Source organism: Actinomadura geliboluensis, assembly GCF_043197915.1.
GTDB classification, from domain to species: Bacteria; Actinomycetota; Actinomycetes; order Streptosporangiales; family Streptosporangiaceae; genus Spirillospora; species Spirillospora geliboluensis.
This window is the reverse complement of record NZ_JBICUA010000001.1, coordinates 50,386-73,792: the sequence shown is the minus strand read 5'-3', so window position 1 is coordinate 73,792 and position 23,407 is coordinate 50,386. Positions and strand designations below refer to the sequence as shown.

The following is a 23,407-nucleotide window of genomic DNA, read 5'->3' as shown; positions in this document are numbered from 1 at the left end:
TTACTCCGATTCCGGGGACAGGGCCTGGACGACGCGGGACGGGCTGGGACGGCCGAGGTGCCCGGCCATCCAGCGGCTGGTGGCGGCGAGCGCGCCGAGGTCGACGCCCGTCTTGATGCCGAGGCCGTGCAGCATCCAGACGAGGTCTTCGGTGGGCAGGTTGCCGGTGGCGCTCTCGGCGTACGGGCAGCCGCCGAGGCCGCCGGCGGAGGCGTCCACGACGGTGACGCCGGCCTGCAGCGCGGCGAGGGTGTTGGCGAGGGCCTGCCCGTAGGTGTCGTGGAAGTGGACGGCGAGCCGCTCGGTGCCGATGCCCGCCGCGCCGAGCGCCTCGATCAGGGCGGTGACCTGGCCGGGCGTGCCGACGCCGATGGTGTCGCCGAGGCTGAGCTGGGAGCAGCCCATGTCCATCATCCGGGACGCCACGGACACCACCTGGGAGATGGGCACGTCGCCCTCCCACGGGTCTCCGCACACCATCGAGACGTAGGCGCGCACCCAGAGGCCCTCGGCGCGCGCGCGTTCCACGACCGGGGCGAACATTGCTAGGGACTCGTCCACCGTGCGGTTGAGGTTGCGGCGGGCGAACGTCTCCGTCGCGCTGCCGAAGATGGCGATCTCGGTGACGCCGTTGCTGAGCGCCCGTTCGAGGCCCCGCTCGTTCGGGACCAGGACGGGATAGCGCAACTGCGGCGAGCGCGGCAGGATCTCCAGGAGCTGCTCGGCGTCGGCGAGCTGCGGCACCCACTTCGGATGGACGAAGCTGGTGGTCTCGATCGTGCGCAGCCCGGCGTCCGCCAGCCGCGTCACGAACTCGGACTTGACGTCGACCGGGACGACCGCCTTCTCGTTCTGCAGCCCGTCCCGGGGCCCGACCTCGTAGATCGTGACCCGCTCGGGCAGTCCGGCGAGGGGTGTGCTCATCGGGCCTCCTCGATCACGGCCAGCACCGCGTCCAGCGCGACCTGCGCGCCCGCGCGGACCGGCAGCTTCGCCACGACGCCGGCGAGCGGCGCGGTGACGGTGTGCTCCATCTTCATCGCCTCGACGACCACGAGCGGCTGCCCGGCCTCGACCCGGTCGCCCTCGGCCGCCTTCACGGCGAGGACCGTCCCCGGCATCGGGCTGCGCAGCACCCCGTCGCCGGCGGCGGCCGCGGCGGCGCCGCCCTCGGCGCGGACGTGCTCGCTCAGCGCCCACGCGTGCCCGTCCCGGCCGAGCCACAGCGTGCCGCCGTCCCGGGCGGCCTCGAACGAGGTCGTCCTTCCACCGTAGGTCAGGATGAACGGGCCGGTCAGCGACGCGCCGACCGGCTCCGCGCCGCCGACCGCGACGCGGGCGGACGCGGCGCGGCCCTGCACGCGGACCTCCACCGGCTCCCCGCCGGACGGGGTGATGATCCACGGCGCCCACGCGTGCGCGCCGGGCCGCCAGCCGTCCGGGATGTCCCACGGGTCCCCGGTGCCGTCCGCGCCGGACTCCAGGGCGCGCATCCGCTCCAGCGCCGCGGCGGCCAGCACCTCCGGCGGCACGGAGGCGCCCGCGACCAGGTCGTCCAGGGCGCGCTCGACGAGCCCGGTGTCGAGGTCGCCGGAGACCACCGACGGGTGCCGCAGCAGCGCCCGGAGGAACGCCACGTTCGTCGGGACGCCCAGCAAGGTGTACGAGGCGAGCGCCCGGTCGAGCCGGTGCAGGGCCTCGGCGCGGTCGGCGCCGTGCACGATCACCTTGGCGAGCATCGGGTCGTAGGAGCCGCCGACCTCGGTGCCGGTGTCGAGCCCGGAGTCGACGCGGGCGCCGCCGGGCTCGCGGAGCGCCAGCACGCGCCCGCCGGTCGGGAGGAAGCCGCGCGCCGGGTCCTCGGCGTAGACGCGGGCCTCGATGGAGTGGCCGTCCAGCGCCACCTCGTCCTGCGTGAACGGCAGCGGCTCGCCGCACGCGACCCGGAGCTGGAGCTCCACCAGGTCCAGGCCCGTCACCAGCTCGGTGACCGGGTGCTCGACCTGGAGCCGGGTGTTCATCTCCATGAAGAAGAACTCGTCGGGGCGGTCGGCGGAGACGATGTACTCGACCGTCCCGGCGCCCACGTACCCGACGGCCTGCGCGGCGGCGACGGCGGCGGCGCCCATCCGCGCGCGGGACGCCTCGTCCAGCAGCGGCGACGGCGCCTCCTCGATGATCTTCTGGTGCCGGCGCTGCAGGCTGCACTCGCGCTCGCCGAGGTGGACGGCGCCGCCGTGCGCGTCGGCGAAGACCTGGATCTCGATGTGCCGCGGGTTCGCCACGAACCGCTCGGCGAGCAGCGTGTCGTCGCCGAACGAGCCGCGCGCCTCGCGGCGGGCGGACGCGATCGCCTCCGGCAGGTCCGCCGCGTCCCGGACGAGTCGCATGCCCTTGCCGCCGCCGCCCGCGGACGGCTTGAGCAGCACCGGCAGCCCGACCTCCAGCGCGGCGGCCTCCAGCTCGGCGTCCGAGAGGCCGGGCTCGTCCCGGCCCGGCACGACCGGGACCCCGGCGGCCGCGACCGTCCGCTTCGCGCGGATCTTGTCGCCCATCGCCTCGATCGCGGCGGCAGGCGGGCCGATGAACACCAGCCCCGCCTCGCCGCACGCCCGCGCGAACGCCGTGTTCTCGGCGAGGAACCCGTACCCCGGGTGGACGGCCGACGCCCCGGAGTCCCGGGCCGCCGCGATCACGGCGTCGATGTCCAGGTACGACGGGATGCGCAGGGCCTCGTCCGCCTCGCGCACGTGGCGGGCCCCGGCGTCGGCGTCGGTGTGCACCGCGACCGAGCGGACGCCGAGCCGCCGCAGGGTCCGGAACACGCGGACGGCGATCTCCCCGCGGTTGGCGACCAGGACGCTGTCGAACATCAACACCCTCACATCCGGAAGACGCCGTAGCCGACCGGCTCCAGCGGTGCGTTGGCGGCCACCGACAGCCCGAGCCCGAGGACGCGCCGGGTGTCGAGCGGGTCGATCACCCCGTCGTCCCACAGCCGCGCCGTCGAGTAGTACGGGTTGCCCTGCGCCTCGTACTGCTCGCGGATCGGCGCCTTGAACCCCTCCTCGTCCGCGGCGGGCCACTCCTCGCCGCGCGCCTCCAGCTGGTCGCGGCGGACGGTCGCGAGGACGCTCGCGGCCTGCTCCCCGCCCATGACCGAGATGCGGGCGTTCGGCCACATCCACAGGAAGCGCGGCGAGTACGCCCGGCCGCACATCGCGTAGTTCCCGGCGCCGAACGAGCCGCCGATCACGACGGTGAACTTGGGGACGCGGGCGCACGCGACGGCGGTGACCATCTTCGCGCCGTGCTTGGCGATGCCGCTCGCCTCGTACTCGCGCCCGACCATGAACCCGGTGATGTTCTGCAGGAACACCAGCGGGACGCTGCGCCGGTCGCACAGCTCGATGAAGTGCGCGCCCTTCTGCGCGGACTCGCCGAACAGGATGCCGTTGTTCGCGACGATCCCGACCGGGTGCCCGTGGATGCGGGCAAACCCGGTGACGAGCGTGGCGCCGTACTCCTTCTTGAACTCCTGGAAGCGGCTGCCGTCCACGATCCGGGCGATGACCTCGCGCACGTCGTAGGGGGTGCGCGAGTCGGGCGGGACGATCCCGTACAGCTCGGACGGGTCGGCGGCGGGCTCCTCCGCGGGCGCGACGTCCCACGGGCGCGGCTCGCGCGGGCCCAGCGTGGAGACGATGTCGCGGACGATCCGCAGCGCGTGCGCGTCGTCCTCGGCGAGGTGGTCGGTGACCCCGGACGTGCGGGAGTGCAGCTCGCCGCCGCCGAGCTCCTCGGCGGTGACGACCTCGCCGGTCGCGGCCTTCACCAGCGGCGGCCCGCCGAGGAAGATCGTCCCCTGGCCGCGCACGATGACGGCCTCGTCGCTCATCGCCGGGACGTAGGCGCCGCCCGCCGTGCACGACCCCAGCACCGCGGCGATCTGCGGGATGCCCCGCCCGGACATCGTCGCCTGGTTGTAGAAGATGCGGCCGAAGTGCTCGCGGTCGGGGAAGACCTCGTCCTGCCGGGGCAGGAACGCGCCGCCCGAGTCGACCAGGTAGAGGCACGGCAGCCGGTTGTGCAGCGCCACCTCCTGCGCCCGCAGGTGCTTCTTCACGGTGACGGGGTAGTACGTGCCGCCCTTGACGGTGGCGTCGTTGGCGACGATCACGCACTCGCGGCCGGACACGCGGCCGACGCCGGTGATGATCCCGGCGCCGGGCGCCTCGTCGCCGTACATGCCGTGCGCGGCCAGCGGCGACAGTTCCAGGAAGGGCGAGCCGGGGTCGAGCAGCGTGTCGACCCGGTCGCGGGGGAGCAGCTTGCCGCGCGCGACATGCCGTTCGCGGGCCCGCTCCGGACCGCCGCGCCCGGCCGCGTCGACGCGCTCGCGCAGCTCGGCGACCAGGGCCTCGTTGTGCGCCGTGTTGGCCTTGAACGCCTCGCCCGCCACGTCGGCGCGGGAGTCGATCTCGGGACCGCCCATGCCTCCCCTTCCCGGTTAACGTTCATTAACAATGCCGATGTTAACGGCCATTAACAACACTAGTCTAGACTGCCCGCATGACCTCCGCACGGACCGAGGCGCCGGCCGGACCGCCGAACCCGCGCCGGGCCGAGATCCTCGGCGCCGCCGCCGAGCTGTTCGCGCGGCGCGGCTACCACGGGGTGTCGATCGGCGACCTCGGCCGCGCCGTCGGGCTCACCGGCCCCGCCCTCTACCGGCACTTCAGCGGCAAGGAGGCCGTCCTCGCCGAGATGCTCCTCGACATCAGCGAGCGGCTGCTCGCCGAGGGCGTCCGGCGCGCCGCGGATCACGACCCGGCGCGCGCCCTCGACGCGCTGCTGCGCTGGCACATCGCGTTCGCGCTCGACAACCCCGCGCTGATCACCGTGCACGAGCGGGAGCTCGACAACGTGCCCGAGCCGCAGCGGCACCGCGTCCGCCGCCTCCAGCGCGCCTACGTGGAGGAATGGGTCGCCGTCCTGCGCCGCATGGACCCGGCCCGGCCCGACGACCGGACGCGCGCGGCCGTGCACGCCTGCTTCGGCCTGCTCAACTCCACCCCGCGCAGCGCCGCCGGGCTCGACCGCGACGCGATGGGCGACCTGCTGCACGCGATGGCCCGCGCCGCCCTCGGCGGCCTCCGCTAGCCGGGTCCGCGGGCTCAGCAGGACGCGGTGCGGCCGTCCAGGGACCGCCCGACCGCCTCGGCGAACGTCTCGGGGTCCGTGCCCGCCCGGTCGAAGATCTTCTGGACGCAGCCCCGGAACGTGCCGGTGAACGTGCTGTAGTGCGGGGTCACCGGGCGCGGCTCGGCCCGGCCCAGCGCGGTCACCACCGCCCGCGCCAGCCCGGTGAGCTGCGCCTCGTCCGGCACCTCGGTCTCGCCCGGCCCGACCGGCTGGCCGGTGAGGGACGAGCAGGCCCGCACCTTCACGTCGGCGGGGGAGTGCCGGCCGGGCGACAGGCCGAGCGCCGAGTAGCGGCCCGGCGCGAACCCGCCGCAGGAGAACAGCAGCCGCTGGCTGCCCGTCCCGCTCAGGAACTCCACGAGGTCGGCGGCGTCGCCGGGGTTCGGGGAGCGCTCGGACACGGCGAGGTTCTGCCCGCCGAGGACGGTGCGTCCCGGCAGCGCCGCCACCCCGAACCGCAGCCGCGCGCCGTCCCGCATCCGGGGCTCGGACGCGAGCGCCGAGAACGCGTACGGCCAGTTGCGCATGAGCTTCGCCCCGGACGCGAACGCCTCGATGCTCTGCAATTCCCCGTACCCGCGCGACGCCGCCAGCGCCCCGTGCACGCGCGGCACCAGCCGGGCGAGCGCCGGATACACCTTCGTCTTCAGCTCGTCCTCGCTCGGGCGGTCGGTGCCGGTGAGCCGCCCGCCGCCGCCGTCGTTCCACACGGCCTCCAGCGCGTTCACCGTCAGGCCCTCGTAGTCGGCGAGCTGCATCGCAACGCCCGACGACAGCAGCCCCGGCCACGCGGTCGGCGGCGACACGCCCTCCCAGTAGTAGAGGAGGCCCACGTCCACGTTGAATGGGACGGCGTACAGCTCGCCGTCCCATTCGCCCGTCCGCAGCGCGGCCGGGAAGAAGTCGTCGAGCCCGTCGATGCCGTCGAGCGGCCGCAGGTAGCCGGCGTCGGCGAACTGCGCCGTCCACGTGTTGTCCATGATCAGGACGTCGTAGGCGCAGCTGCCGGACTCCTGCACCGCCTTGATCTGGCTGTGCTGCAGGTCGGTCGACTCCGCCGCCTCGACCAGCGTCGCGTGCGGGTGGGGGCGGCCGTCCGGGTAGCGGCCCTCGTTCCACTGCCGGATCAGGGCCCGCCGCTGGTTCTTCAGGCTGACGTCGGTGCCGCCCACGACGAACAGCTCCGACCGGTCGCAGTCGGCCGCCATGCCCGAGTACGACGCGCCCGGCCACAGGACGACCAGCAGCCACGCCACCAGCACCAGCGCCGCCCCGGCCGCGGCGCTCACCCGCGCCCGGCGGCCTCTCGGGAGAAGGCGGGGGCGTCTCATCGCAGCTCCGACAGCAGTTCGGCGGCCTGCTCGGCCTCGGGCGCGTCGGTCAGCGGCACGCATCCCCGCCCGTCCTTCGGGCCGAGCGCCGCCACGATCTCCCGCACGGGGGACGAGCCGCACGTCGCCGGGCCCGTCAGCACCACCGTCAGCCGCAGCCCCGGATGCCGCCCGCGGAACTCACCTGACAGCCAGCCGACCCGCGACCCGAGCCCCGGGTTGGTCGCGGCGGACTGCCCGTCGGTGACGAGGACGAGGTTCTGCCGCCCGGGCCCGAGGTCGGCCGCCGCGATCGCGTCGCTGAGCGGCTGGTCGGCGCCGCTGGACGCGACCGCCTGCAGCCTGCTGGTGATCGCGCTCTTCTGCTCCGGGGACGCCGCGTCCTGCGGGACGTTGCCGAAGGTGTCCGCCGCGCTCGGCGACGCCGTGGCCGACGACACCTGGAGGCCCGCGCGGTCGTTGCTCTGCAGCTGCGCCACCAGGCTGCGCAGGAACGACGTCCCGCGCACGAGCCGCGAACCGCCGCGCGCCTGCGCCGCGCCGCCCATCGACCCGGACACGTCCAGCAGCAGCGACACCGACGTCCGCGGGCGGGCCGCGCCGATGCGGTCGAGGGTGTCCTGGACGCCCGCCGGCGACTCCAGCCCCACCACGGTCGGCATGACCCTGGTGCCGACGACGCCCTGCAGCCGCGACAGGTAGTAGTGCCGGGTGTCGCCCTCGCGCGCGGGCGGGATGATGCCGCGGTCGTCGCGGAGACCCTGCCGGGTCAGCGGGTTGCGGTCGAGCCAGCGGCGGAACGCGGTGACCGCCGCGTCCCGCTCCCGCGTGTCCTGGCCGCGCCACTTCACCTGGACGAACGGGTGGTCCAGCGTCGGCAGGCCGGTCGCGTAGTAGGGGTGCAGGCGCCACCGCGCGAACGCGGCGGCGTCCGGGTCGGCCGCGCCGCAGCGGTCGCCGAGCGGCCGGCCCATGTCGTAGTCGTGCAGCACCTGCTCGGGCACGGCGACGGCGACGTCGTCGGGCGGGGCGGAGTCCTGCGCGGCGGCGCGCTCCCGGAACCGGCACAGCAGCGACACCGCGTCCGGCGCCACCAGGTCGGCGGGCTCGGCGAACCGCTCGTCCGCGGCGTCGGAGCCCGGTGCCCCGTCGTACAACGCGGGCGTGACGGCGAGCGCCGCCGCCGACGTCTCCGGGACGGGCCGCGCGATCGCCCGCAGCCGCACCCCCGCGTCCGCGACCCGGCGCAGCAGCGCCGCCGTGCTCGGCGCGATCGGCGCCGCGATCGGGTCGGCGACGGACTCGTGCGCCCGGGTGAACAGCGCCAGCACCAGCGGGGACGTCCCGACCGAGCCGCGCACCCGGAACACCGGGTCGGCCTTGCCGGACGGCGCGCCCGGCCCCGCCCCGGCCGCGCCGACCTGGCCCGGGCCCTTCGGGACGAAGTCGTACTCGGCCGTGGACGACGGGATCCAGATGTCGGGCTGCGGGCCGAACAGCTGCTGGTCGTCGGCGTGGCCCGCGTCCGCCGCCGCGCTGCGCCGCCACAGCAGCCGGAACCCGTCGTACAGCGGGACGGGCCCGGCCTCGGGGACGACGGTGACGCTGTACTCGCGGCAGCCGCGGTCCTCGCTGTCGTTCACGAACTCGGCGGCGGCGGCCCGCAGCGGCGTGAGCGTCTCGGGGGCGGTCAGCACCCGCAGGTCGAGCGGCTGCCCGCACGCGCTCGCGCGGTCGCGGAGCACCTGCACGCCGGTGCCGGCGAGCAGGAGCGCGGCCATCGCGGCGGCACCCGCGAGGCCCCACCCGAGCGTCGCGCCGCCCCCTCGCAAGACCCTTCCGACGCGTTCCAGGACGGCGTGCGCGGTCGCGGGGTAGAAGACGAGCAGCACGGCCGTCAGCACCGCGACGACCAGCAGGGTGACGACCGCGTTCAGCCAGAAGACGCCGTGCACGAGCGTCACCCCGATGCTGACGATGACGGTGGAGCAGAGGTCGAGGAACATGACCTGCAGGAACCTGCGGAGCCAGGGGGGAAGGCCGTCCTGGCGCCCCGGCGGCCGCGACCGGCCGCCGTCGCCGCTCGGTCCCGTCATGCACGCCCCATCGCCGTGTAGGTCTCGGTTCTCGGCCCCCCGGCACTGACCCATCATGATACGTAGCCGGACGGTCGCGGTCAGGAAAGCGGGCTGACCGGGGCCGGTCGATCTCCGTCGCCACGCCGCGCCGCGCCCTCTTGACGGGCCGCCAGCAAGACGGGTCAGATGGACCGAGCCAGACCCCGCACTGAGGAGAGCCGTATGGGCGTCGAAGGTGTCGGCTTCTACCAGATCGCACAGAACGACCCGGACCGCCCGGCCGTGCTGGCCCCGGGCGGACCGGTGACCTACGGCGAACTCCACGCCGAGGTGAACCGCCTGTCCCACGCGCTCGCGAGCATCGGGTTGAGCCCCGGCGACGCGCTCGCGACGGTCCTGGGCAACCGGCGCGAGTTCCTCACCGTGATGCTGGCCGCGATGCAGTCGGGGCTCTACCTCGTCCCTGTGAGCCGCCACCTCACCGCGCCCGAGATCGGCTACATCCTCGGCGACTCCGGCGCCAAGGCCGTCATCACCGAGGGCGAGTTCGCCGCCGCCGTGTCCGGCGCGGCCGACGAGGCGGGCGTCCCGGCGGAGGGGCGGGTGAGCGCCGACCCCGCCGCGGGCTACCGCGCGATGGCCGAGCTGTGCGCCGCGCACAGCGCCGACCCGCCGGCCAAGCGCCAGATGGGCTCGGTGATGCTCTACACGTCCGGGACGACCGGACGGCCCAAGGGCGTGCGGCGCCCGCTGATGGACATCCCGCCCGAAGTGCTGTTCGAGGTCATGAAGCAGACGCTGATGCGGCACCTGAGCCTCGAACCCGGCGACGACGAGGTCCACCTCGCCATCGGCCCGCTGTACCACTCGGCGCCCTGCGTCCACGCCCTGATGTCGCTCAGCCTCGGCCACGCCGTCGTCATCTCCGCCCGCTTCGGGCCAGAGGAGACCCTCGACCTCATCCAGCGGTACCGGGTCACCAACTCGCTGATGGTGCCGACCATGTTCCACCGCATGCTCGGCCTGCCCGAGGACGTCCGGGCCAGGTACGACGTGTCGTCGCTGCGGCAGGTCTTCCACACCGCCGCGCCGATCCCCAAGGAGACCAAGCAGCGGATGATGGACTGGTGGGGGCCCGTCCTCTACGAGTACTACGGCTCCACCGAGAGCGGGCCCGTCGTCGTCGCCGCGCCGCACGAGTGGCTCGCCCACCCCGGGACGGTCGGGCGCGCGGTCGAGGGCGTCCAGATCAAGATCCTGGACCCGGAGGGCGCCGAGCTGCCGCCCGGCGAGACCGGCCTGATCTACGCGAGCGGGCAGCCCGGCTTCGAGTACCACGACGACCCGGACAAGACCGCCGCCGCGATGCGCGGCGACTTCTACACGCCCGGCGACCTCGGCCACCTGGACGAGGACGGCTGGCTCTACATGAGCGACCGCCGCACCGACCTCATCATCTCCGGCGGCGTCAACATCTACCCGGCGGAGATCGAGTCCGTGCTGCTCCAGCACCCGGCCGTGGGGGACGCCGTCGTCATCGGCGTCCCCGACGACGACTGGGGGCAGCTCGCCGTCGCGCTCGTCGAGCCCGCCGAGGGCGCGGAGGCGGGCGACGCGCTGGCCGCCGACCTGCTCGCGTTCTGCGCGCCGCGGCTGGCGAAGCTGAAGCACCCCCGGCGGATCGAGTTCCGCCCGGCGCTGCCGCGCACCCCGTCCGGCAAGCTCAGCCGGCGCCGCGTCCGCGAGGACTACCTGGGCGGACGGGAGGGCTGACGGCGGCGGGGCGCGCCGCCCGCGACCCGCCGCCGGAAACGTCGAACGCCTCCGCGCGCCCGTGCGTACAACGGCACATGGAAGACCAGAAGGTCGCCCCGCTGGACGACGTCGCCCCGACTCCCGCCGCCCCGACGAAGACCGACCTTCCCGTCGTCACCGACCCGGCCGCGTACGCCGCGGAGGAGGCGCCGGCCGGCGCCGGCCCCGGCGAGCCCGCGGCCGCCGATGCCGACCGCGCCGGGATCGCACGCCTCGGTGACCCGGTCGCGGTCTGGCCGTGCGCCGGCTGCGGACGGCCCGTGCCGCAGCCGGTGCGCGGCGCCCGCACCGTCCGCTTCTGCCAGGACCGCGACGGCGCCTGTGAGCGGGCCGCGCGGGAGAGCCGCGAGCGGGCGCTGGAGTCCCCGGGGCTCACCGGGCAGGTCGCCTGGGCGTGGGAGATGGTCGACCGGCTGGAGGGCGCCGCCGACCGGCTCGCCGGCTCGCTGATGGCGGAGCTGAGCGTCGCCGGGGTCGAGCGGCGGGTCGCCGACGCCCGCGCCGACGCCGCCGGGCAGGTCGCCATCGCGCAGCGGGAGCGGGACGCCTCCCAGCGGCAGGCCGAGCTGGCGTGGCGGGAGACCGCCGCCGCCCGCGCCCGCGCGGAGGCCGCCGAGCGGGAGGCCGCGGCCGCCCGCGCCGAGGCCGAGCGGCTGACCGCCGAGCGCGACACCGCCCGGCAGGAGGCGGCGGACGCGCGGGACGAGGCCGACGGCGCGGCCGCGGCCCGGCTCGCCGCCGAGCGCGAGCGCGACCGGATGGCGTCCCGCGAGGGGGAGTTGCTCGCCTCGCTGGAGAACGCCCGCTCCGAGCTCGTCGCCCTGCACGGCCGGGTGTCGGAGGCCGAGACGCTCCTGGAGGGGCGGCGCGTCGAGGCGGCCGCCGCCGAGCGCGCCGCCGAGGACCTGCGCTCCGCCGTCCGCGACGCCGAGGCCAAACGCGGGCAGGCCGTCGCCGACCGCGACCAGATCCAGGCGCGCGGCCGGGAGCTGGAGCGCCACAACTGGCAGCTGACCCGCGCCGCCGAGGAGCTGCGCGCGGCGGTGCGGGCGCTGACCGCCGAGCGCGACGCCGCGCGGTCCGAGGCCGACCGGGCCCGCCGCCGCGTCGACGCGCTCACCGCGCTCGCCGACCGCCAGGACACCGGCCCCCGCCCGGTGGCCGACCCGGAGCCGCTGACCGGGCTGCACCCGCTGCCGCCGGTGAACGGGACGCGGACCGGGTCGCTGCTGGACGGCGGCGACCCGCTCGCCACCGGCCCCCGCACCGGACCGCTGAACGGGCACCACAACGGCCACCGCAACGGACATGCCAACGGGCACGCCAACGGACATGCCAACGGACATCGCCTTCCCCACGCCGGCTGACGGTCACGCCGGCGAAGCGACGCACAGGTAGGAGGTGAGGCGCAACCCCCCATACTGCACTGGCCCTGAATCCGGCCGCCGTACCGCACCGGGGTGGTACGGCGGCCGGGTGCTAGCCGCGGGTCTCCAGGTAGCGGGTGTAGTCGACCGCCCCGGCGTGGACGGCGGCGTGCACGGCGCGGGCGATCCGCGCGCCCCACGTCGAGCGGGGCCCGGCGAAGACCTCTTCCGCCGCGCCGCCGGACGCGGCCGCCACGCAGACGGCGTCGGACGCGGTGCCCGTGCACGGGAAGCCCGCCTCCAGGAGCGCCTGCGTCTTCGCCTCGGTCGCGGTGACGACCGCGTTCACCAGCGCCGCGTCGCTCAGCGGGACGGGCACGGCGACGACGATGTTGATCGTGCCGGGCGCCCGGGCCGACCGGGGCGTCCCGTCGAGCGGCGCCAGCTCGGGGTCGGGGGTCCCGGCGGGGGAGGCCGCCCAGGTCGGGACGCGCAGCCCCACGGTCGCCGACACGCGCACGCCCGCGTCGTCCCGCCGCATCGTGCGGGCGACGGACGCGGCCGTCAGCATCCCGACGCCCGCCCCCTCCAGCCCGTACAGCGCGGCCAGCTCCGTCAGGTGCGCGACGGGGTCGGTGCGCGAGTAGGCGCCCGGGACCTGCGCGTTCAGCACCCATCCGGCGGGGCCGATGCCGCCGCCGAGCATCGCCGACGAGATCATCCGATGGCCGGGCCCGGCCCGCCACACCGTCGCGGCGAGGCGCTTCCCGTCCTCCTCGCGCCACACGGTCTCCAGGTTCACGGCCGCTCCAGCGCCAGCATCGGCCGCCCGCCCGGACCGGGGGCGACATGGACCCGCGCGCCGAAGTGCTCCTCGACGACCGCGCGGGTGAGGACCTCCTCCGGCGTGCCCGCCGCCGCGACCCGCCCCCCGGAGATGAGGACGAGCGCGTCGGCGTACTGCCCGGCGAGGGTCAGGTCGTGGATCGTCGTCACCACGGTCAGCGCGTCGGCGAGCCGCAGCCGGTCGACCAGCTCCAGCACCTGCTGCTGGTGGCCGATGTCGAGCGCGGTCGTCGGCTCGTCCAGCAGGAGCACCGACGTCTGCTGCGCCAGCGCGCGGGCCAGCACCACCCGCTGCCTCTCTCCGCCGGACAGGTGGTCCAGGGGCCGGGTGGCGAAGGCGGTGAGGTCGAGCCGTTCGAGGACCTCCTCGGTGATGGCCCGGTCGCGCGCGCTCTCCCGGCCGAGATGCGGGATGTAGGGGGAGCGTCCGAGCAGGGTGTAGTCGAACACCGTCATCCCCACGGGGAGGTGCGGGTTCTGCGCGGCGTAGGCGACCGTCCGGGCCCGCTGCCGCGGCTTGAGCCGCTGGAGGTCCTCGCCCGCCACCGTGATCTCGCCGCGTGAGGCCACCAGGCCGAGGACAGCGCGCAGCAGCGTCGACTTCCCGGCGCCGTTCGGCCCGATCACCGCCGTCCACGACCCGGCGGGGACGTCCAGCGACACGCCCTTCAGCACCGGCCGGCCGCCGAGCGACACGTCCAGGCCCCGCACCGCGACCGTCACGTCTCCACCTGCCTGCGGGACGCGCGCAGCACCGCCACGAAGAACGGGCCGCCGACGAACGCCGTCACCACGCCGAGCGACAGCTCGCCCGGGCTGATGAGGGTGCGCGCCACCAGGTCCGCGAGCTCCAGGAACGCGGCGCCGCCGAGCAGCGACAGCGGCAGCACCACCCGGTACGAGCCGCCCGCCAGCCGCCGCACCACGTGCGGCACGACGATGCCGACGAACCCGATCAGCCCGCTCACCGCCACCGCCGACGCCGTCGCCAGCGACGCGGCGAGCAGCACGATCAGCCGGACCCGGGACGCCGACAGGCCGAGGCTCGCCGCCTCCTCGTCCCCGACGCTCAGCACGTCCAGCAGGCGGCCGTGCGCCAGCAGGACGACGGTGGACACGAGCGCGTACGGGGCGACCAGCGCGAGCTGGTGCCAGTCCGCCGAGCCGACCCCGCCGAGGATCCAGGAGAAGATCCGCTGCAGCTCCTCGGCGTTCATCTGCTGGACGAGCGTCTGCACCGCCGACAGGAACAGCGACACCGCGACGCCCGCGAGCACCAGCGTCACCGCCTCGTGGCGGCCCGCCGTCCGGCCGAGCGCGTAGGCGAGGAACACCCCGCACAGGGCGCCGGCGAAGGCGGCGAGCGGGATGCCGTAGCCGGGGTCGCCCGGGACGAGGGCGATCACCAGCGTCGCGCCGACCCCCGCGCCGGACGCCGCGCCGAGCAGGTACGGGTCGGCGAGCGGGTTGCGGAACACGCCCTGGTACCCGGCGCCGGCCATGGCGAGCATCCCGCCGACCAGCGCCGCCATCAGCGCGCGCGGCACCCGCAGCTCGAACAGGACGCTCTCGTCGATCGGCCCGAGACCGGAGTCGACGTCCACGAACGGCACCTTGTCCGCGAGCGCCTTCAGCACGCCGCCGACGGGCAGCCCCGCGGCGCCCACCAGCACGCCGGCCAGCAGTGCCGCCGCGAGCACCGCGACCGCGACCGCGAGCGGCAGCGGCCGCAGCCGGGCGGCCGGCAGGCTGCCCGGCAGGGCGCCCGCCCCGGTGCCGGGGCGGGCGCGGCGCAGGCCCTTCGCGAGCGGGCCGCGCAGGCCGTTCACGGGCGGGCGTCCCCGGCCGCGGCGGTCACCGCACCTTCTGCACGGCGTCGCCGATCGCCTTGACGAACTGCGGCAGGCGCGGCCCCCAGCGGGAGGCGATGTCGTCGTCGAGCTCGACCACGTTCTTGTTCTTCACCGCGCCCAGACCGGACCAGCCGGGACGCTCGCCCAGCGCGGCGGTGTTCTGGCCGCAGCACTTGGTGTCGGCCAGGAAGATGAGGTCGGGGTCCTGCTTGAGCAGGTACTCGCGGGACAGCTGCGGGTACCCGCCGGTCGCCTTGTCGGCGGCGTCGGCGACGTTCCGCAGCCCGAACATGCCGTACACCTGGCCGACGAACGTCTTGGACGTCACCGAGTGCAGCTCGTTGTCGAGCTCGTGGTAGTACGTCAGGCCCTTGCCCTTGGCGGACGCGGACGCCGCGTCGACCGTCCGCTGGATCTCCGCCCGCATGCCGTCGGTGAGCTTCTTGGCCTCGGCGGCGTGGCCGGTGGCCAGGCCGAGGTCGTTGATCTCGTCGTAGGCGTCGTCCAGCTTCGCCGCCGCGGGCTCCAGCAGGACGGGGATCTTCACCTTCTCCAGCGACTTCACGATGCCGTTCAGGTCGTCGGACACGACGACGAGGTCCGGCTTGTAGGCGATGACCGCCTCGGCGTTCGGCTTGAAGCCCGACAGCTTGGTGCGCGGCGCCTCGGCCGGGTAGTTGGAGAAGTCGCTGACCGCGACCACCTGCGGGCCGGCGCCGATGGCGAACAGCGTCTCGGTGTGGGTGGGGGACAGCGACACGATGCGCTTCGGGCGGGCGGGGACGGTCACCGCGCCGTTCGCGGCCTGCACGGTGACGGACGCTGCGCCGCCCGTCCCGTCCTTGGCGCCGTCGCCGGCGCCGCCGCAGGCGGCCGTGACCAGGGCGACACCGATCGCCATCACCGCGCCGAGGGTACGTACGGGTCTCACAGGAGCCTCCAGGCTGGGGGAAGCCGCGGCCCGCTCATGACGGATCGCCCTTCCACGAGGTCGATAGTCGTCAGCGCGCGAGGAGGCGACCTGGCTCGGCCACTCGGAGAGGGGCACCACAGTTGCGGGACAGCGCCGGGTTCACACCGGACTTCGCTCCTGGGCGCGCAGCACCGCAACGGTATCAGCCGCCGTATCCGGGTTTGTCCGGGTGGTCGGAGTGAGCACTCACTCGGTGTTGACGGAGTGAGTACTCACTCCGTAGCGTGGAGGGCATGGAGCGCGAGAACCGGCGCCGGGCGCCGGGAATGAGCCCGCGGGAGCGCCGGGAGATGATCGTGCGCACGGCGCTGCCGCTCGTCGCCGAGCACGGCACCGCCGTGACCACCGGCCAGATCGCCCGCGCCGCCGGCATCGGCGAGGCGACGATCTTCCGGGTGTTCGCCGACAAGGACGAGCTGCTGGACGCCTGCGTCGCCGAGGCGCTGCGCCCCGACCACGTCCTCGCCGAGATCGAGGCCGTCCCGCTCGACCAGCCGCTGGCCGCGCGGCTCGCCGAGGCGAGCGACGCGATCGAGGCCTACCTCGGCCGCATGGGCATGGTCGTCGGCGCCCTGCACGCCACCGGGCGCGCCGGGAACCGCCGCGTGCCGCCCCGTCCGGACGAAGGGGAGGGGGCCGCCGGGCCCGCGCCCGACCGCGACGCCTCCATGACCCGCACCCGCGACGCCGTCGCCGAGCTGTTCGAGCCGGAGCGCGACCGGCTCCGCCTGCCCCCCGAGCAGCTCGCGAGCCTGTTCATGGGCATGGCGTTCACCCGCGCCCGTCCCCCCGCCGGGCCGGCGGCGCCCAGTCCGTCCATGGCGGAGTACCTGGACGTCTTCCTGCACGGCGCCCTGATGGAGGAGACCGCCGAATGACGATCAGCCTGAACCACACGATCGTGACCGCCGCCGACAACGACGAGGCCGCCCGCTTCTTCGCCGGCGTCATGGGCCTGCCGTACACGGGCCCGCACCCGCACGCGCGGCACTTCGTCCCGATCCGGGTCAACGAGGGCCTCACCCTCGACTTCCTGACGGTCGCGCACCCGCAGGGCCACCACCTGGCCTTCGACGTGGACGCCGGCACGTTCGAGGCCGTCCTCGACCGCCTCGACGCGCGCGAGATCCCCTACGGCGACGAACCCGCGCACGCCGACAGCGGCCGCGTCGACGAGGCGCACCCGCTCGGCGGGCGCGGCCTCTACTTCTCCGACTCCAGCGGCAACCTCTACGAGCTCATCGCGCCGCCGCGCCCTTGAGGAACCGCCGGGTCCGGCCCTGCTCGTCGTCCGGCATGAACTGGGCGGCGACGAAGTCGGTGACGCCGGCCGCGGCCAGCTCCTCCAGCCTGGCGGCGACGGTGTCCTCGTCCCCGACGACGGCCAGGTCGGCGGGGCCGGCCACTCCCTCCCGGTCCATCATCGCCCGGTAGGACGGCAGGTCACCGTACATCGCGAACGTCTGGGCGGCCTGCTCCCGCGCGCGCTCGGGGTCGCTCGTGACGCACGTCGGCAGCGCGCACACGATCCTCGGCTCGTCGCGTCCCGCCGCCTTGGCCGCCGCCGTGATGGTCGGCGCGATGTGCTCTCGGACGGTGGCGGGCCCGGTCATCCACAGCACCGTCCCGTCCGCGCGCTCCGCCGCGAGCCTCAGCATCTTCGGACCCAGCGCCGCCAGCAGCAGCGGGACCCGCGCCTCGTTGCCGACGCTCAACCCGATGGAGCCCTTCAGCGTCTCGCCCTCGAACGACACGTTCTCGCCGTTCAGCAACGGCACCAGCACCGACAGGTACTCGTCCATGTGCCGGACGGGACGGCCGAAGTCGTACCCGTACACGCCCTCGATGACGACCTGGTGGGACAGGCCGATGCCGAGCGTGAACCGTCCGCCCAGGGCCAGGGCCGCCGTCCGCGCCTGCTGCGCCATCACGGCCGGGTGCCGCGGATACGTCGGGACGACCGCGGTGCCGAGCTCGATGTCCGGGACGCCGCGCCCCGCCACGGACAGCGCGGTGATCGCCTCCACCCCGAAGATCTGCGAGAGCCACGCGGAGGGGAACCCGTCGTCGGCCGCGCGCCGCACGTCGTCCGCCAGCCTGCCCAGCGCGTCCGCCCCGCCCCGCTCGCTCAGCATGACCCCAATACGCACAAGGACCTCCCTAGAACTGTGTAAGGCGATCCTTACACACCGTCCGGGCCGCCGTCCCGGGGCGCGTACTTCTGCGCCAGCTCCCGGTCGTTCGCCGCCCACCTGCGGTGCCGGGCGGCCGACTGCAGATGCAGATCGGCCTCCTCGGGATGCGCGGCGGCCATCCGCTCCAGCAGCGCCGCCGCACGCTCATGCGCGCTCGCCGAGGACGCCATCGCCTGGCACGGGTACTCGTCACCCTCGTGCCGGCCCCCGCACGCCCTCACACCGAGCGCGTGGTCTTCGCTGTCCATATCCGCCGGCCCGTACACCGATCAACCAACCCTCCAGCCACGTTCCCCTATCTACCCAGCCACCCGGTCGTTCAGCCCCGCTCCGCGATGACGGATCATGGAGGACGTGGCAGATCCCGAACCACTCACGCTCTACACCGCGGACGGCGTGCGGATCGACGCGGGCCACCTGCGGGGCGCCGACGAGGTGTGCTTCGTCCTGGCGCACGGCTTCACCTGCTCGTGGCGGCAGCCCGCGCTGCGCCGGATCGCCGGCGCCCTCGGCCGGCACGGCGGCGTCCTCGCGTTCGACTTCCGCGGCCACGGCAGGTCCGGCGGGCACTCCACGGTCGGCGACCGCGAGGTCCTCGACGTCGCCGCCGCGGTCGCGGCGGCCCGCCGCCGGGGATACCGGCGCGTCGCGGTCACCGGGTTCTCCATGGGCGGCGCGGTGGTCGTCCGCCATGCCGCGCTGCACGGCGGCGTCGACGCGGTCGTGTCGGTCAGCGCGCCCGCCCGCTGGTACTACCGCGGGACGGTGCCGATGCGGCGCGTGCACTGGGTCATCGAACGGCGCCTCGGCCGCCTGGCCGTCCGCATGGCCCGCGGCACCCGCATCGCACCGAAGGGCTGGGACCCGGTGCCCGAGGCGCCCCACCAGCTGGCCGGACGCATCGCGCCCGTCCCCTTCCTCGTCGTCCACGGCGACGCGGACGCGTTCTTCCCGCTCGACCACGCGCACCAGCTGTACGAGGCGGCGTCCGACCCGAAGGAACTGTGGATCGAACCGGCCTTCGGCCACGCCGAGGTGGCCGCCACCCCGGACCTGATCAACCGCATCGCCAAGTGGTCGACGGACGCGGTCTCAGCCTGACTGCGCGAGCCCGTCGATGAGGTTCCGCAGCCCGAACTCGAACCGGTCGGTCAGCCCCGGGGCCAGCAGCCCGTCCGCCACCGCGACGAGATCGGGATACTGCTCAACCGGCAGCCCGGCCAGGTAGCCGCCGACCTCGGCGAGCCGCGCACCGCCGTCCGCGCCCTTGCCGAAGGCGATCTCCTGCACCGCGAAGCCGACCACGTAGAACACCAGGATCAGGTAGCCGTAGCCCGCCATCCGGTCGTCGAACCCGGAGCGCCGCAGGATGCCGATCACCCGGTCGGCCAGCCGCAGCCCGTGCGGACCGAACGGCAGCCGCCCCGGCAGCAGCCGCGTGGCGGCCGGATGCGACAACAGCACCTGCCGGAGATCCAGCCCCAACCGGGACAGCCGCTCCTGCCAGGGGCCGCCCTCCGCGTCCGGCAACGGGCACTTTCCGATCACCGTGTCGATGAGCAGCTCGAAGAGTTCGTCCTTCCCGCGCACATGCCAGTAGAGCGACGGTGACTTGACGTCGAGCTCCGCGGCGAGCTTGCGCATGCTGAACGCGTCGAAGCCGTCCCGGTCCAGCAGTTCGAGGGCCGCCCGGACGATCTCGCCGCGATCCAGCCGCGGCGCCGCCGCCGTCTCCTGCCCGCGCGGAAATCCACCCATGCCCGCAAACCTAACACTGCAAGGGAATCCCTAACACTGCTAGATTCTCCCTACCGCTGCTAGGGAGAGCCCATGATCGACCCGATCCCGTCCGCGCCGACCCGCGAAGCCCTCCGTCCGCCCACCTGGTGGCCACTGGCCGCGATCGTCGCCGCGGTCTTCATGCTCATGCTGGACGCGACCGTGGTGACCGTCGCCCTGTCCCGGATGCGCGACGACCTGCACGCCGGTCTCGGCGACCTCCAATGGGTCATGAACGGCTACACGATGGCGATGGCCGCGTTCCAGCTCACCGCCGGCTCGCTGGCCGACCGCTGGGGCCGCCGCCGCTCGTTCCTCACCGGCGTGGCGCTGTTCACCACGGCGTCGCTCGCCTGCGGCCTGGCCCCGAACGCAGCCGTGCTCATCGGCATGCGCGTCGTCCAGGGACTCGCCGGCGCCCTCATGTTCGCGACGACCCTCGCCCTGATCGCCCAGTGCTACACGGGCCGCCGCCGCGGCCTGGCCTTCGGCGTACGCGGCATGGCCGCGGGCTTAGCCGTCGTGCTCGGCCCGGTCGCCGGCGGCGCGCTGGTCTCCGGACTCGGCTGGCGGTGGATCTTCCTGGTCAACGTCCCCGCCGGAGCCCTCACCCTCGCCATCGGCGCCGCCGCCCTGCCCCGCCACGACCCCGCCCGCACCCCGCGCCGCATAGACGTCCTGGGCCCGTCCCTCCTGGCCGTGGCCCTGACCGCGCTGGTCTTCACCCTTCTCCGCGGTCAAGACCAGGGCTGGGGAAGCGCACGAACCCTGACGGCCTCCGTCGCCGCCCTCGCGGCCCTCGTCCTCTTCATCGCCGTGGAACACCGCCGCCGAGACCCGATGCTGGACCTTTCCCTCTTCCACGACCGCGTCTTCACCGGCACCCAGATCGGATCGTTCACCGTCCAGGCGAGCATCTTCGCGATGCTCATCTACGTGTCCCTGTGGTTCCAGGACGGCCTGCACTACACGGCACTGAAAACGGGCCTGTGCTTCCTGCCGCTGGTAGTCCCCATACTCCTCGCGGGCCCATTGGCAGGAGCCATTATGGACCGCCTCCCCAAGGGCCTCCTGGTCTCGGCCTCCCTAGCCCTCTTGGCCGCCGCGATACTCCTCATGCGCGGCTCCACATCCTGGACGGATTTGGCCCCCGGAATGCTGCTGGCCGGCCTGGCCTGCGGCGTAGCACTCCCGACCCTGGGCAGCCTCGCCGTGGACATCCCAGGCGAACAGCACCTCGGAATGGCGTCCGGCGTGAACAACACCGTCCTACAGATCGGCTTCTCCGTGGGCATCGCCGCCTACGGCGCAGTGGTAAGCCAAGACACCCTCTTCCTCATCGGAGCCGCGACCGCCCTCACAGGAGCCGCCATCACCGCACTCCTGATGCGCAGGTGAGTTATCCACAAGTCCGCGACCGGCACTCACCGCCCCGACCGTCCCTGCCACGATCCCCACATGAACGGGATGACCCTCACCTGGAAGCGGACGCCCGCCAACACGATCGTCCCCGTCGGCCCCGGCGTCTACTTCGCCCCCGCCAAGGGCGCATCCCTCACCGCCCGAGCCGCCGTCCTCAGCGGCCTCCTCCCGCCGGAAGCAGTCATCGCCCGCCGCACCGCCGCCTGGATATGGGGCCTGGACGTTCTGCCCCCGGGCATGGACGAGACCGACTGGCCCGTAGACCTCATCACCCCCGAACCCTCGACTCCCCCCACCCCCGACACAGTCGAGGTCCCACCCGACCACGCCATAGAGAAATCGGGTATCCGCCTGACGACACCCATCCGCACGGCACTCGACTGCGCCCGCTGGCTTCCCCGCCTGGAAGCAGTAGCCGCCCTAGACCAATTCCTGAGAAAAGGCGTCAGCGCCGAAGCCGTAACAGCAATGGCCCGGACGCTCCCCGGCTATCGAGGCAACAAGAAGCTCCGCGAGGTCGTCCGCCTCTCCGACCGAGGCGCGGCCTCTCCCGGCGAAACCTGGACTCGCGTCGCCATCGTGGAGACGGGCCTGCCCCGCCCTGAGACCCAGGTTCCGGTCATGGGCCCCCAAGCCCGCCGCCTCTACGTCGACCTCGGCTACCCGGACTTCCGCGTGGGTCTCGAATACGACGGTGAACGCCACCACACCGGCCCCGGGGCCCTCGCCCACGACAAGGCCCGCCGACGCTGGCTGGCCAAGCAGATGCACTGGGAGATCATCCCGGTCACCAAGGACTTCCTCATCACCCCGGCCCCCTACTTGGAGGCCCTCCTGACCGCCCTACTCCACCGAGGCTGGAAACCCGACAACGAGACCATGACCAAAATAGAAACCCGCCTGGCAACCCTGAAACGCCGCCCCCACTAACCACGCCACCACCGACACCGAAACCGCCGTCCGAGGCTGGAGCCGTCCCAAAGACGGGCCGAAGTTGTCCACCGAACACCGATAGCGTCTAGCCGGACGAGAAGGGCGGCGCTAGTGGCGGGCCCGCCTGGTCAAGTCCCCACCCCGACCCGGCCTTGGTACGCACCGTCCGACATGCGCTGGGACATGTGCGCCGACCCTGGCGCCGAACAGGCACCGCGGCGCTACCACGCCTCGGGGCACTGGGGCCTGACCCTGTGCGGACTGAACACCGGTGACCTGGTCGAACAGGGCCCGCAGTGGTGCCCCGACCGCACCGACGCCTGCCCCGCATGCCAGACCGAGGCCACCGAAATCGACGCACGCTGGCCCGCCGACCGGCGCACCGGCGGCGACCTCCTCGTAACCTGCCCCTGCCCCGCCTGCCGGCCCACCAACACCACGACCACCGAATGAACGCCGCCACAGCGACAAGCCCACTCACCGAACCCAATCCGCACTAGCGCACGCTCTGGCCGACCTCGTCCGGCACTTGTACTGCCGCGCAGCGGCCACCAACACCGCGAGCACCGAATGAACGACGTCGCCACGCTGCATCCGACCGCCGAACTGAAACCGCACTAACTCACGCCCTGGTCAACCTCGTCCGGCACCTGGACCGCCGCGCAGCGGCCACCAACACCATGACGCCCCACTGACACGGGCCGCCCACGCCACCTGGCGGACCCCAGGCACGGACGTCGGCCCCGCTGCGTGCTCGGACACCAACACCATCACGACCCCACTGGCGCCGGGTCCCGCCCACGCCGCCTCGCCGGCCGGTACGGACGCGGGCTTCGAGGGCGTGGACGCTTCTTGACGCCGCGTTGGATGAGCCCGGTGCTGAGGTACGTGAACCAGCGTCGGACAGGTTGAGCCAGGGCGACCTGGCTGAGGTACATGCACTTGAAAGCGGGGCGGCGCCAGCCATTCGTGGACGAGCGGTGACTTGAGGCGGCAGGGTTGTCGCGAACCAGGCGCCTCTTCGGCTCGGCGAGCACGGGCTTATCTATCACGGAGACGAACTTCCTGTACTCGGCCGCGCGCTGCCTGCGCTGCAGCTCGGTGATGATGTGCCGTCGGCAATGTTGAAGGCGGCGCACAAAGCAACATCCGTGTCACCCACTGGCGCCAAGGCCGGTGGCGTCCCTCTCCTCTTCGCGCCCTGCGCGGCCACGCTGTCCTGGAGACCACCGCTACTCAGCGGGGAGCGGTCCAGGCGGACGGCGGCCACCGGCAGCGCCGTGCCCCACGCGGCCACAGCCAGGAAGGGAAGAGGGCGGCGGGTATTCGACGCCGTGTGGTCAGTGCGTGTCGGCGGTGGACTGGACGACCTCCCGCGTCGGAGGACAGGACGGCTCACAGCTACTCGACGGGCGGCGGGACGGTGGGTGGTCCGCAGCCGAGGGGTTGGCGCGGTGGTGGCGGTGCGGGATAACAAAGGCCCGGTCGGGCCCGTCCTCCTCCTGGCCCGCAGTCCTGCGCCCTGCTGTGCAACCCACCACCGACAGACACTCCGTCCGCGTCAAATGCGCCGGGGTCGTGCGGCCAGGTCGAAGGCGCTCACCGCTGCC

General features: G+C 74.0%; 21 protein-coding genes. 9 read left to right on the top strand and 12 right to left on the bottom strand.

Annotated features, from left to right (window positions below):
- The 3 genes from ACGFI1_RS00370 to ACGFI1_RS00360 are packed head-to-tail and all read right to left on the bottom strand — an operon-like array spanning position 1 to position 4,495.
- Positions 1-924, bottom strand: a complete 924-nt coding sequence (locus ACGFI1_RS00370) for a hydroxymethylglutaryl-CoA lyase (protein WP_392781615.1) — start codon at positions 922-924, stop codon at positions 1-3.
- A complete protein-coding gene (locus tag ACGFI1_RS00365; protein WP_392781613.1) occupies positions 921-2,873 on the bottom strand; it encodes an acetyl/propionyl/methylcrotonyl-CoA carboxylase subunit alpha in 1,953 nt (650 codons plus the stop codon). The genes ACGFI1_RS00370 and ACGFI1_RS00365 overlap by 4 nt, the downstream gene beginning before the upstream one ends.
- Positions 2,874-2,881: 8 nt before the next feature.
- Entirely contained in the window at positions 2,882-4,495 is a 1,614-nt protein-coding gene (locus tag ACGFI1_RS00360; protein WP_138635185.1) for a carboxyl transferase domain-containing protein, read from the bottom strand.
- Positions 4,496-4,572: 77 nt separating this feature from the next.
- Here ACGFI1_RS00360 and ACGFI1_RS00355 point away from each other — a divergent pair, with 77 nt between their 5' ends.
- Entirely contained in the window at positions 4,573-5,163 is a 591-nt protein-coding gene (locus ACGFI1_RS00355; protein ID WP_387068509.1) for an SACE_7040 family transcriptional regulator, read from the top strand.
- 14 nt (positions 5,164-5,177) lie between these two features.
- Here the strand turns inward: ACGFI1_RS00355 and ACGFI1_RS00350 are convergent, their stop codons facing one another.
- Positions 5,178-6,494: an extracellular solute-binding protein gene (locus ACGFI1_RS00350; RefSeq protein ID WP_387068507.1), complete on the bottom strand. Its 1,317-nt coding sequence runs from the start codon at positions 6,492-6,494 to the stop codon at positions 5,178-5,180.
- A 38-nt stretch (positions 6,495-6,532) separates the two neighbouring features.
- A complete protein-coding gene (locus tag ACGFI1_RS00345; protein WP_392781609.1) occupies positions 6,533-8,632 on the bottom strand; it encodes a hypothetical protein in 2,100 nt (699 codons plus the stop codon).
- A gap of 204 nt (positions 8,633-8,836) precedes the next feature.
- On the opposite strand from ACGFI1_RS00345, the gene ACGFI1_RS00340 reads away from it, so the two are divergent.
- Together ACGFI1_RS00340 and ACGFI1_RS00335 are read left to right on the top strand one after the other, a co-directional pair.
- On the top strand, positions 8,837-10,387 hold the full coding sequence (locus ACGFI1_RS00340; protein ID WP_392781606.1) for an AMP-binding protein: 1,551 nt from the start codon (positions 8,837-8,839) through the stop codon (positions 10,385-10,387).
- A 77-nt stretch (positions 10,388-10,464) separates the two neighbouring features.
- Positions 10,465-11,796 (top strand): chromosome segregation ATPase, encoded by a 1,332-nt coding sequence (locus ACGFI1_RS00335; protein WP_392781604.1) that lies wholly within the window; start codon positions 10,465-10,467, stop codon positions 11,794-11,796.
- Positions 11,797-11,908: 112 nt separating this feature from the next.
- Here the strand turns inward: ACGFI1_RS00335 and ACGFI1_RS00330 are convergent, their stop codons facing one another.
- The 4 genes from ACGFI1_RS00330 to ACGFI1_RS00315 all read right to left on the bottom strand — a co-directional run bounded on the left by ACGFI1_RS00330 (position 11,909) and on the right by ACGFI1_RS00315 (position 15,426).
- Positions 11,909-12,592 carry an adenosylcobinamide amidohydrolase gene (locus ACGFI1_RS00330; RefSeq protein ID WP_392783193.1) on the bottom strand — a complete coding sequence of 228 codons (684 nt, stop codon included), beginning with the start codon at positions 12,590-12,592 and terminating at the stop codon, positions 11,909-11,911.
- 2 nt (positions 12,593-12,594) lie between these two features.
- Positions 12,595-13,365: an ABC transporter ATP-binding protein gene (locus tag ACGFI1_RS00325; protein ID WP_392781601.1), complete on the bottom strand. Its 771-nt coding sequence runs from the start codon at positions 13,363-13,365 to the stop codon at positions 12,595-12,597.
- Complete coding sequence (locus tag ACGFI1_RS00320) at positions 13,362-14,390, bottom strand: FecCD family ABC transporter permease (protein ID WP_387068656.1); 1,029 nt, start codon at positions 14,388-14,390, stop codon at positions 13,362-13,364. Before ACGFI1_RS00320 ends, ACGFI1_RS00325 begins: the two co-directional genes overlap by 4 nt.
- 106 nt (positions 14,391-14,496) lie before the next feature.
- Entirely contained in the window at positions 14,497-15,426 is a 930-nt protein-coding gene (locus tag ACGFI1_RS00315; RefSeq protein ID WP_392781598.1) for an ABC transporter substrate-binding protein, read from the bottom strand.
- A 275-nt stretch (positions 15,427-15,701) separates the two neighbouring features.
- Here ACGFI1_RS00315 and ACGFI1_RS00310 point away from each other — a divergent pair, with 275 nt between their 5' ends.
- The gene (locus ACGFI1_RS00310; protein WP_387068499.1) at positions 15,702-16,346 is read left to right on the top strand and encodes a TetR/AcrR family transcriptional regulator; all 645 of its coding nucleotides are present in this window, start codon (positions 15,702-15,704) and stop codon (positions 16,344-16,346) included.
- Positions 16,343-16,729, top strand: a complete 387-nt coding sequence (locus ACGFI1_RS00305; protein ID WP_138635198.1) for a VOC family protein — start codon at positions 16,343-16,345, stop codon at positions 16,727-16,729. Before ACGFI1_RS00310 ends, ACGFI1_RS00305 begins: the two co-directional genes overlap by 4 nt.
- On the opposite strand, the gene ACGFI1_RS00300 is transcribed toward ACGFI1_RS00305, so the two are convergent.
- Together ACGFI1_RS00300 and ACGFI1_RS00295 are read right to left on the bottom strand one after the other, a co-directional pair.
- Positions 16,707-17,618, bottom strand: coding sequence for an LLM class F420-dependent oxidoreductase (locus ACGFI1_RS00300; protein ID WP_392781595.1), 912 nt, complete (start codon positions 17,616-17,618; stop codon positions 16,707-16,709). The genes ACGFI1_RS00305 and ACGFI1_RS00300 overlap by 23 nt on opposite strands.
- A gap of 32 nt (positions 17,619-17,650) precedes the next feature.
- The gene (locus ACGFI1_RS00295; protein WP_138635202.1) at positions 17,651-17,911 is read right to left on the bottom strand and encodes a hypothetical protein; all 261 of its coding nucleotides are present in this window, start codon (positions 17,909-17,911) and stop codon (positions 17,651-17,653) included.
- A 106-nt stretch (positions 17,912-18,017) separates the two neighbouring features.
- On the opposite strand from ACGFI1_RS00295, the gene ACGFI1_RS00290 reads away from it, so the two are divergent.
- Positions 18,018-18,764, top strand: coding sequence for an alpha/beta hydrolase (locus ACGFI1_RS00290; RefSeq protein ID WP_392739049.1), 747 nt, complete (start codon positions 18,018-18,020; stop codon positions 18,762-18,764).
- Here the strand turns inward: ACGFI1_RS00290 and ACGFI1_RS00285 are convergent.
- Positions 18,756-19,421: a TetR/AcrR family transcriptional regulator C-terminal domain-containing protein gene (locus ACGFI1_RS00285; protein ID WP_364551517.1), complete on the bottom strand. Its 666-nt coding sequence runs from the start codon at positions 19,419-19,421 to the stop codon at positions 18,756-18,758. The genes ACGFI1_RS00290 and ACGFI1_RS00285 overlap by 9 nt on opposite strands.
- Before the next feature lie 72 nt (positions 19,422-19,493).
- Here ACGFI1_RS00285 and ACGFI1_RS00280 point away from each other — a divergent pair, with 72 nt between their 5' ends.
- The 3 genes from ACGFI1_RS00280 to ACGFI1_RS00270 all read left to right on the top strand — a co-directional run bounded on the left by ACGFI1_RS00280 (position 19,494) and on the right by ACGFI1_RS00270 (position 22,250).
- Positions 19,494-20,840 carry an MFS transporter gene (locus tag ACGFI1_RS00280; RefSeq protein WP_392781592.1) on the top strand — a complete coding sequence of 449 codons (1,347 nt, stop codon included), beginning with the start codon at positions 19,494-19,496 and terminating at the stop codon, positions 20,838-20,840.
- Between the two features lie 60 nt (positions 20,841-20,900).
- A complete protein-coding gene (locus tag ACGFI1_RS00275; protein ID WP_392781589.1) occupies positions 20,901-21,794 on the top strand; it encodes a hypothetical protein in 894 nt (297 codons plus the stop codon).
- 174 nt (positions 21,795-21,968) lie between these two features.
- Entirely contained in the window at positions 21,969-22,250 is a 282-nt protein-coding gene (locus ACGFI1_RS00270; RefSeq protein WP_392781587.1) for a hypothetical protein, read from the top strand.
- Positions 22,251-23,407: the final 1,157 nt, after the last annotated feature.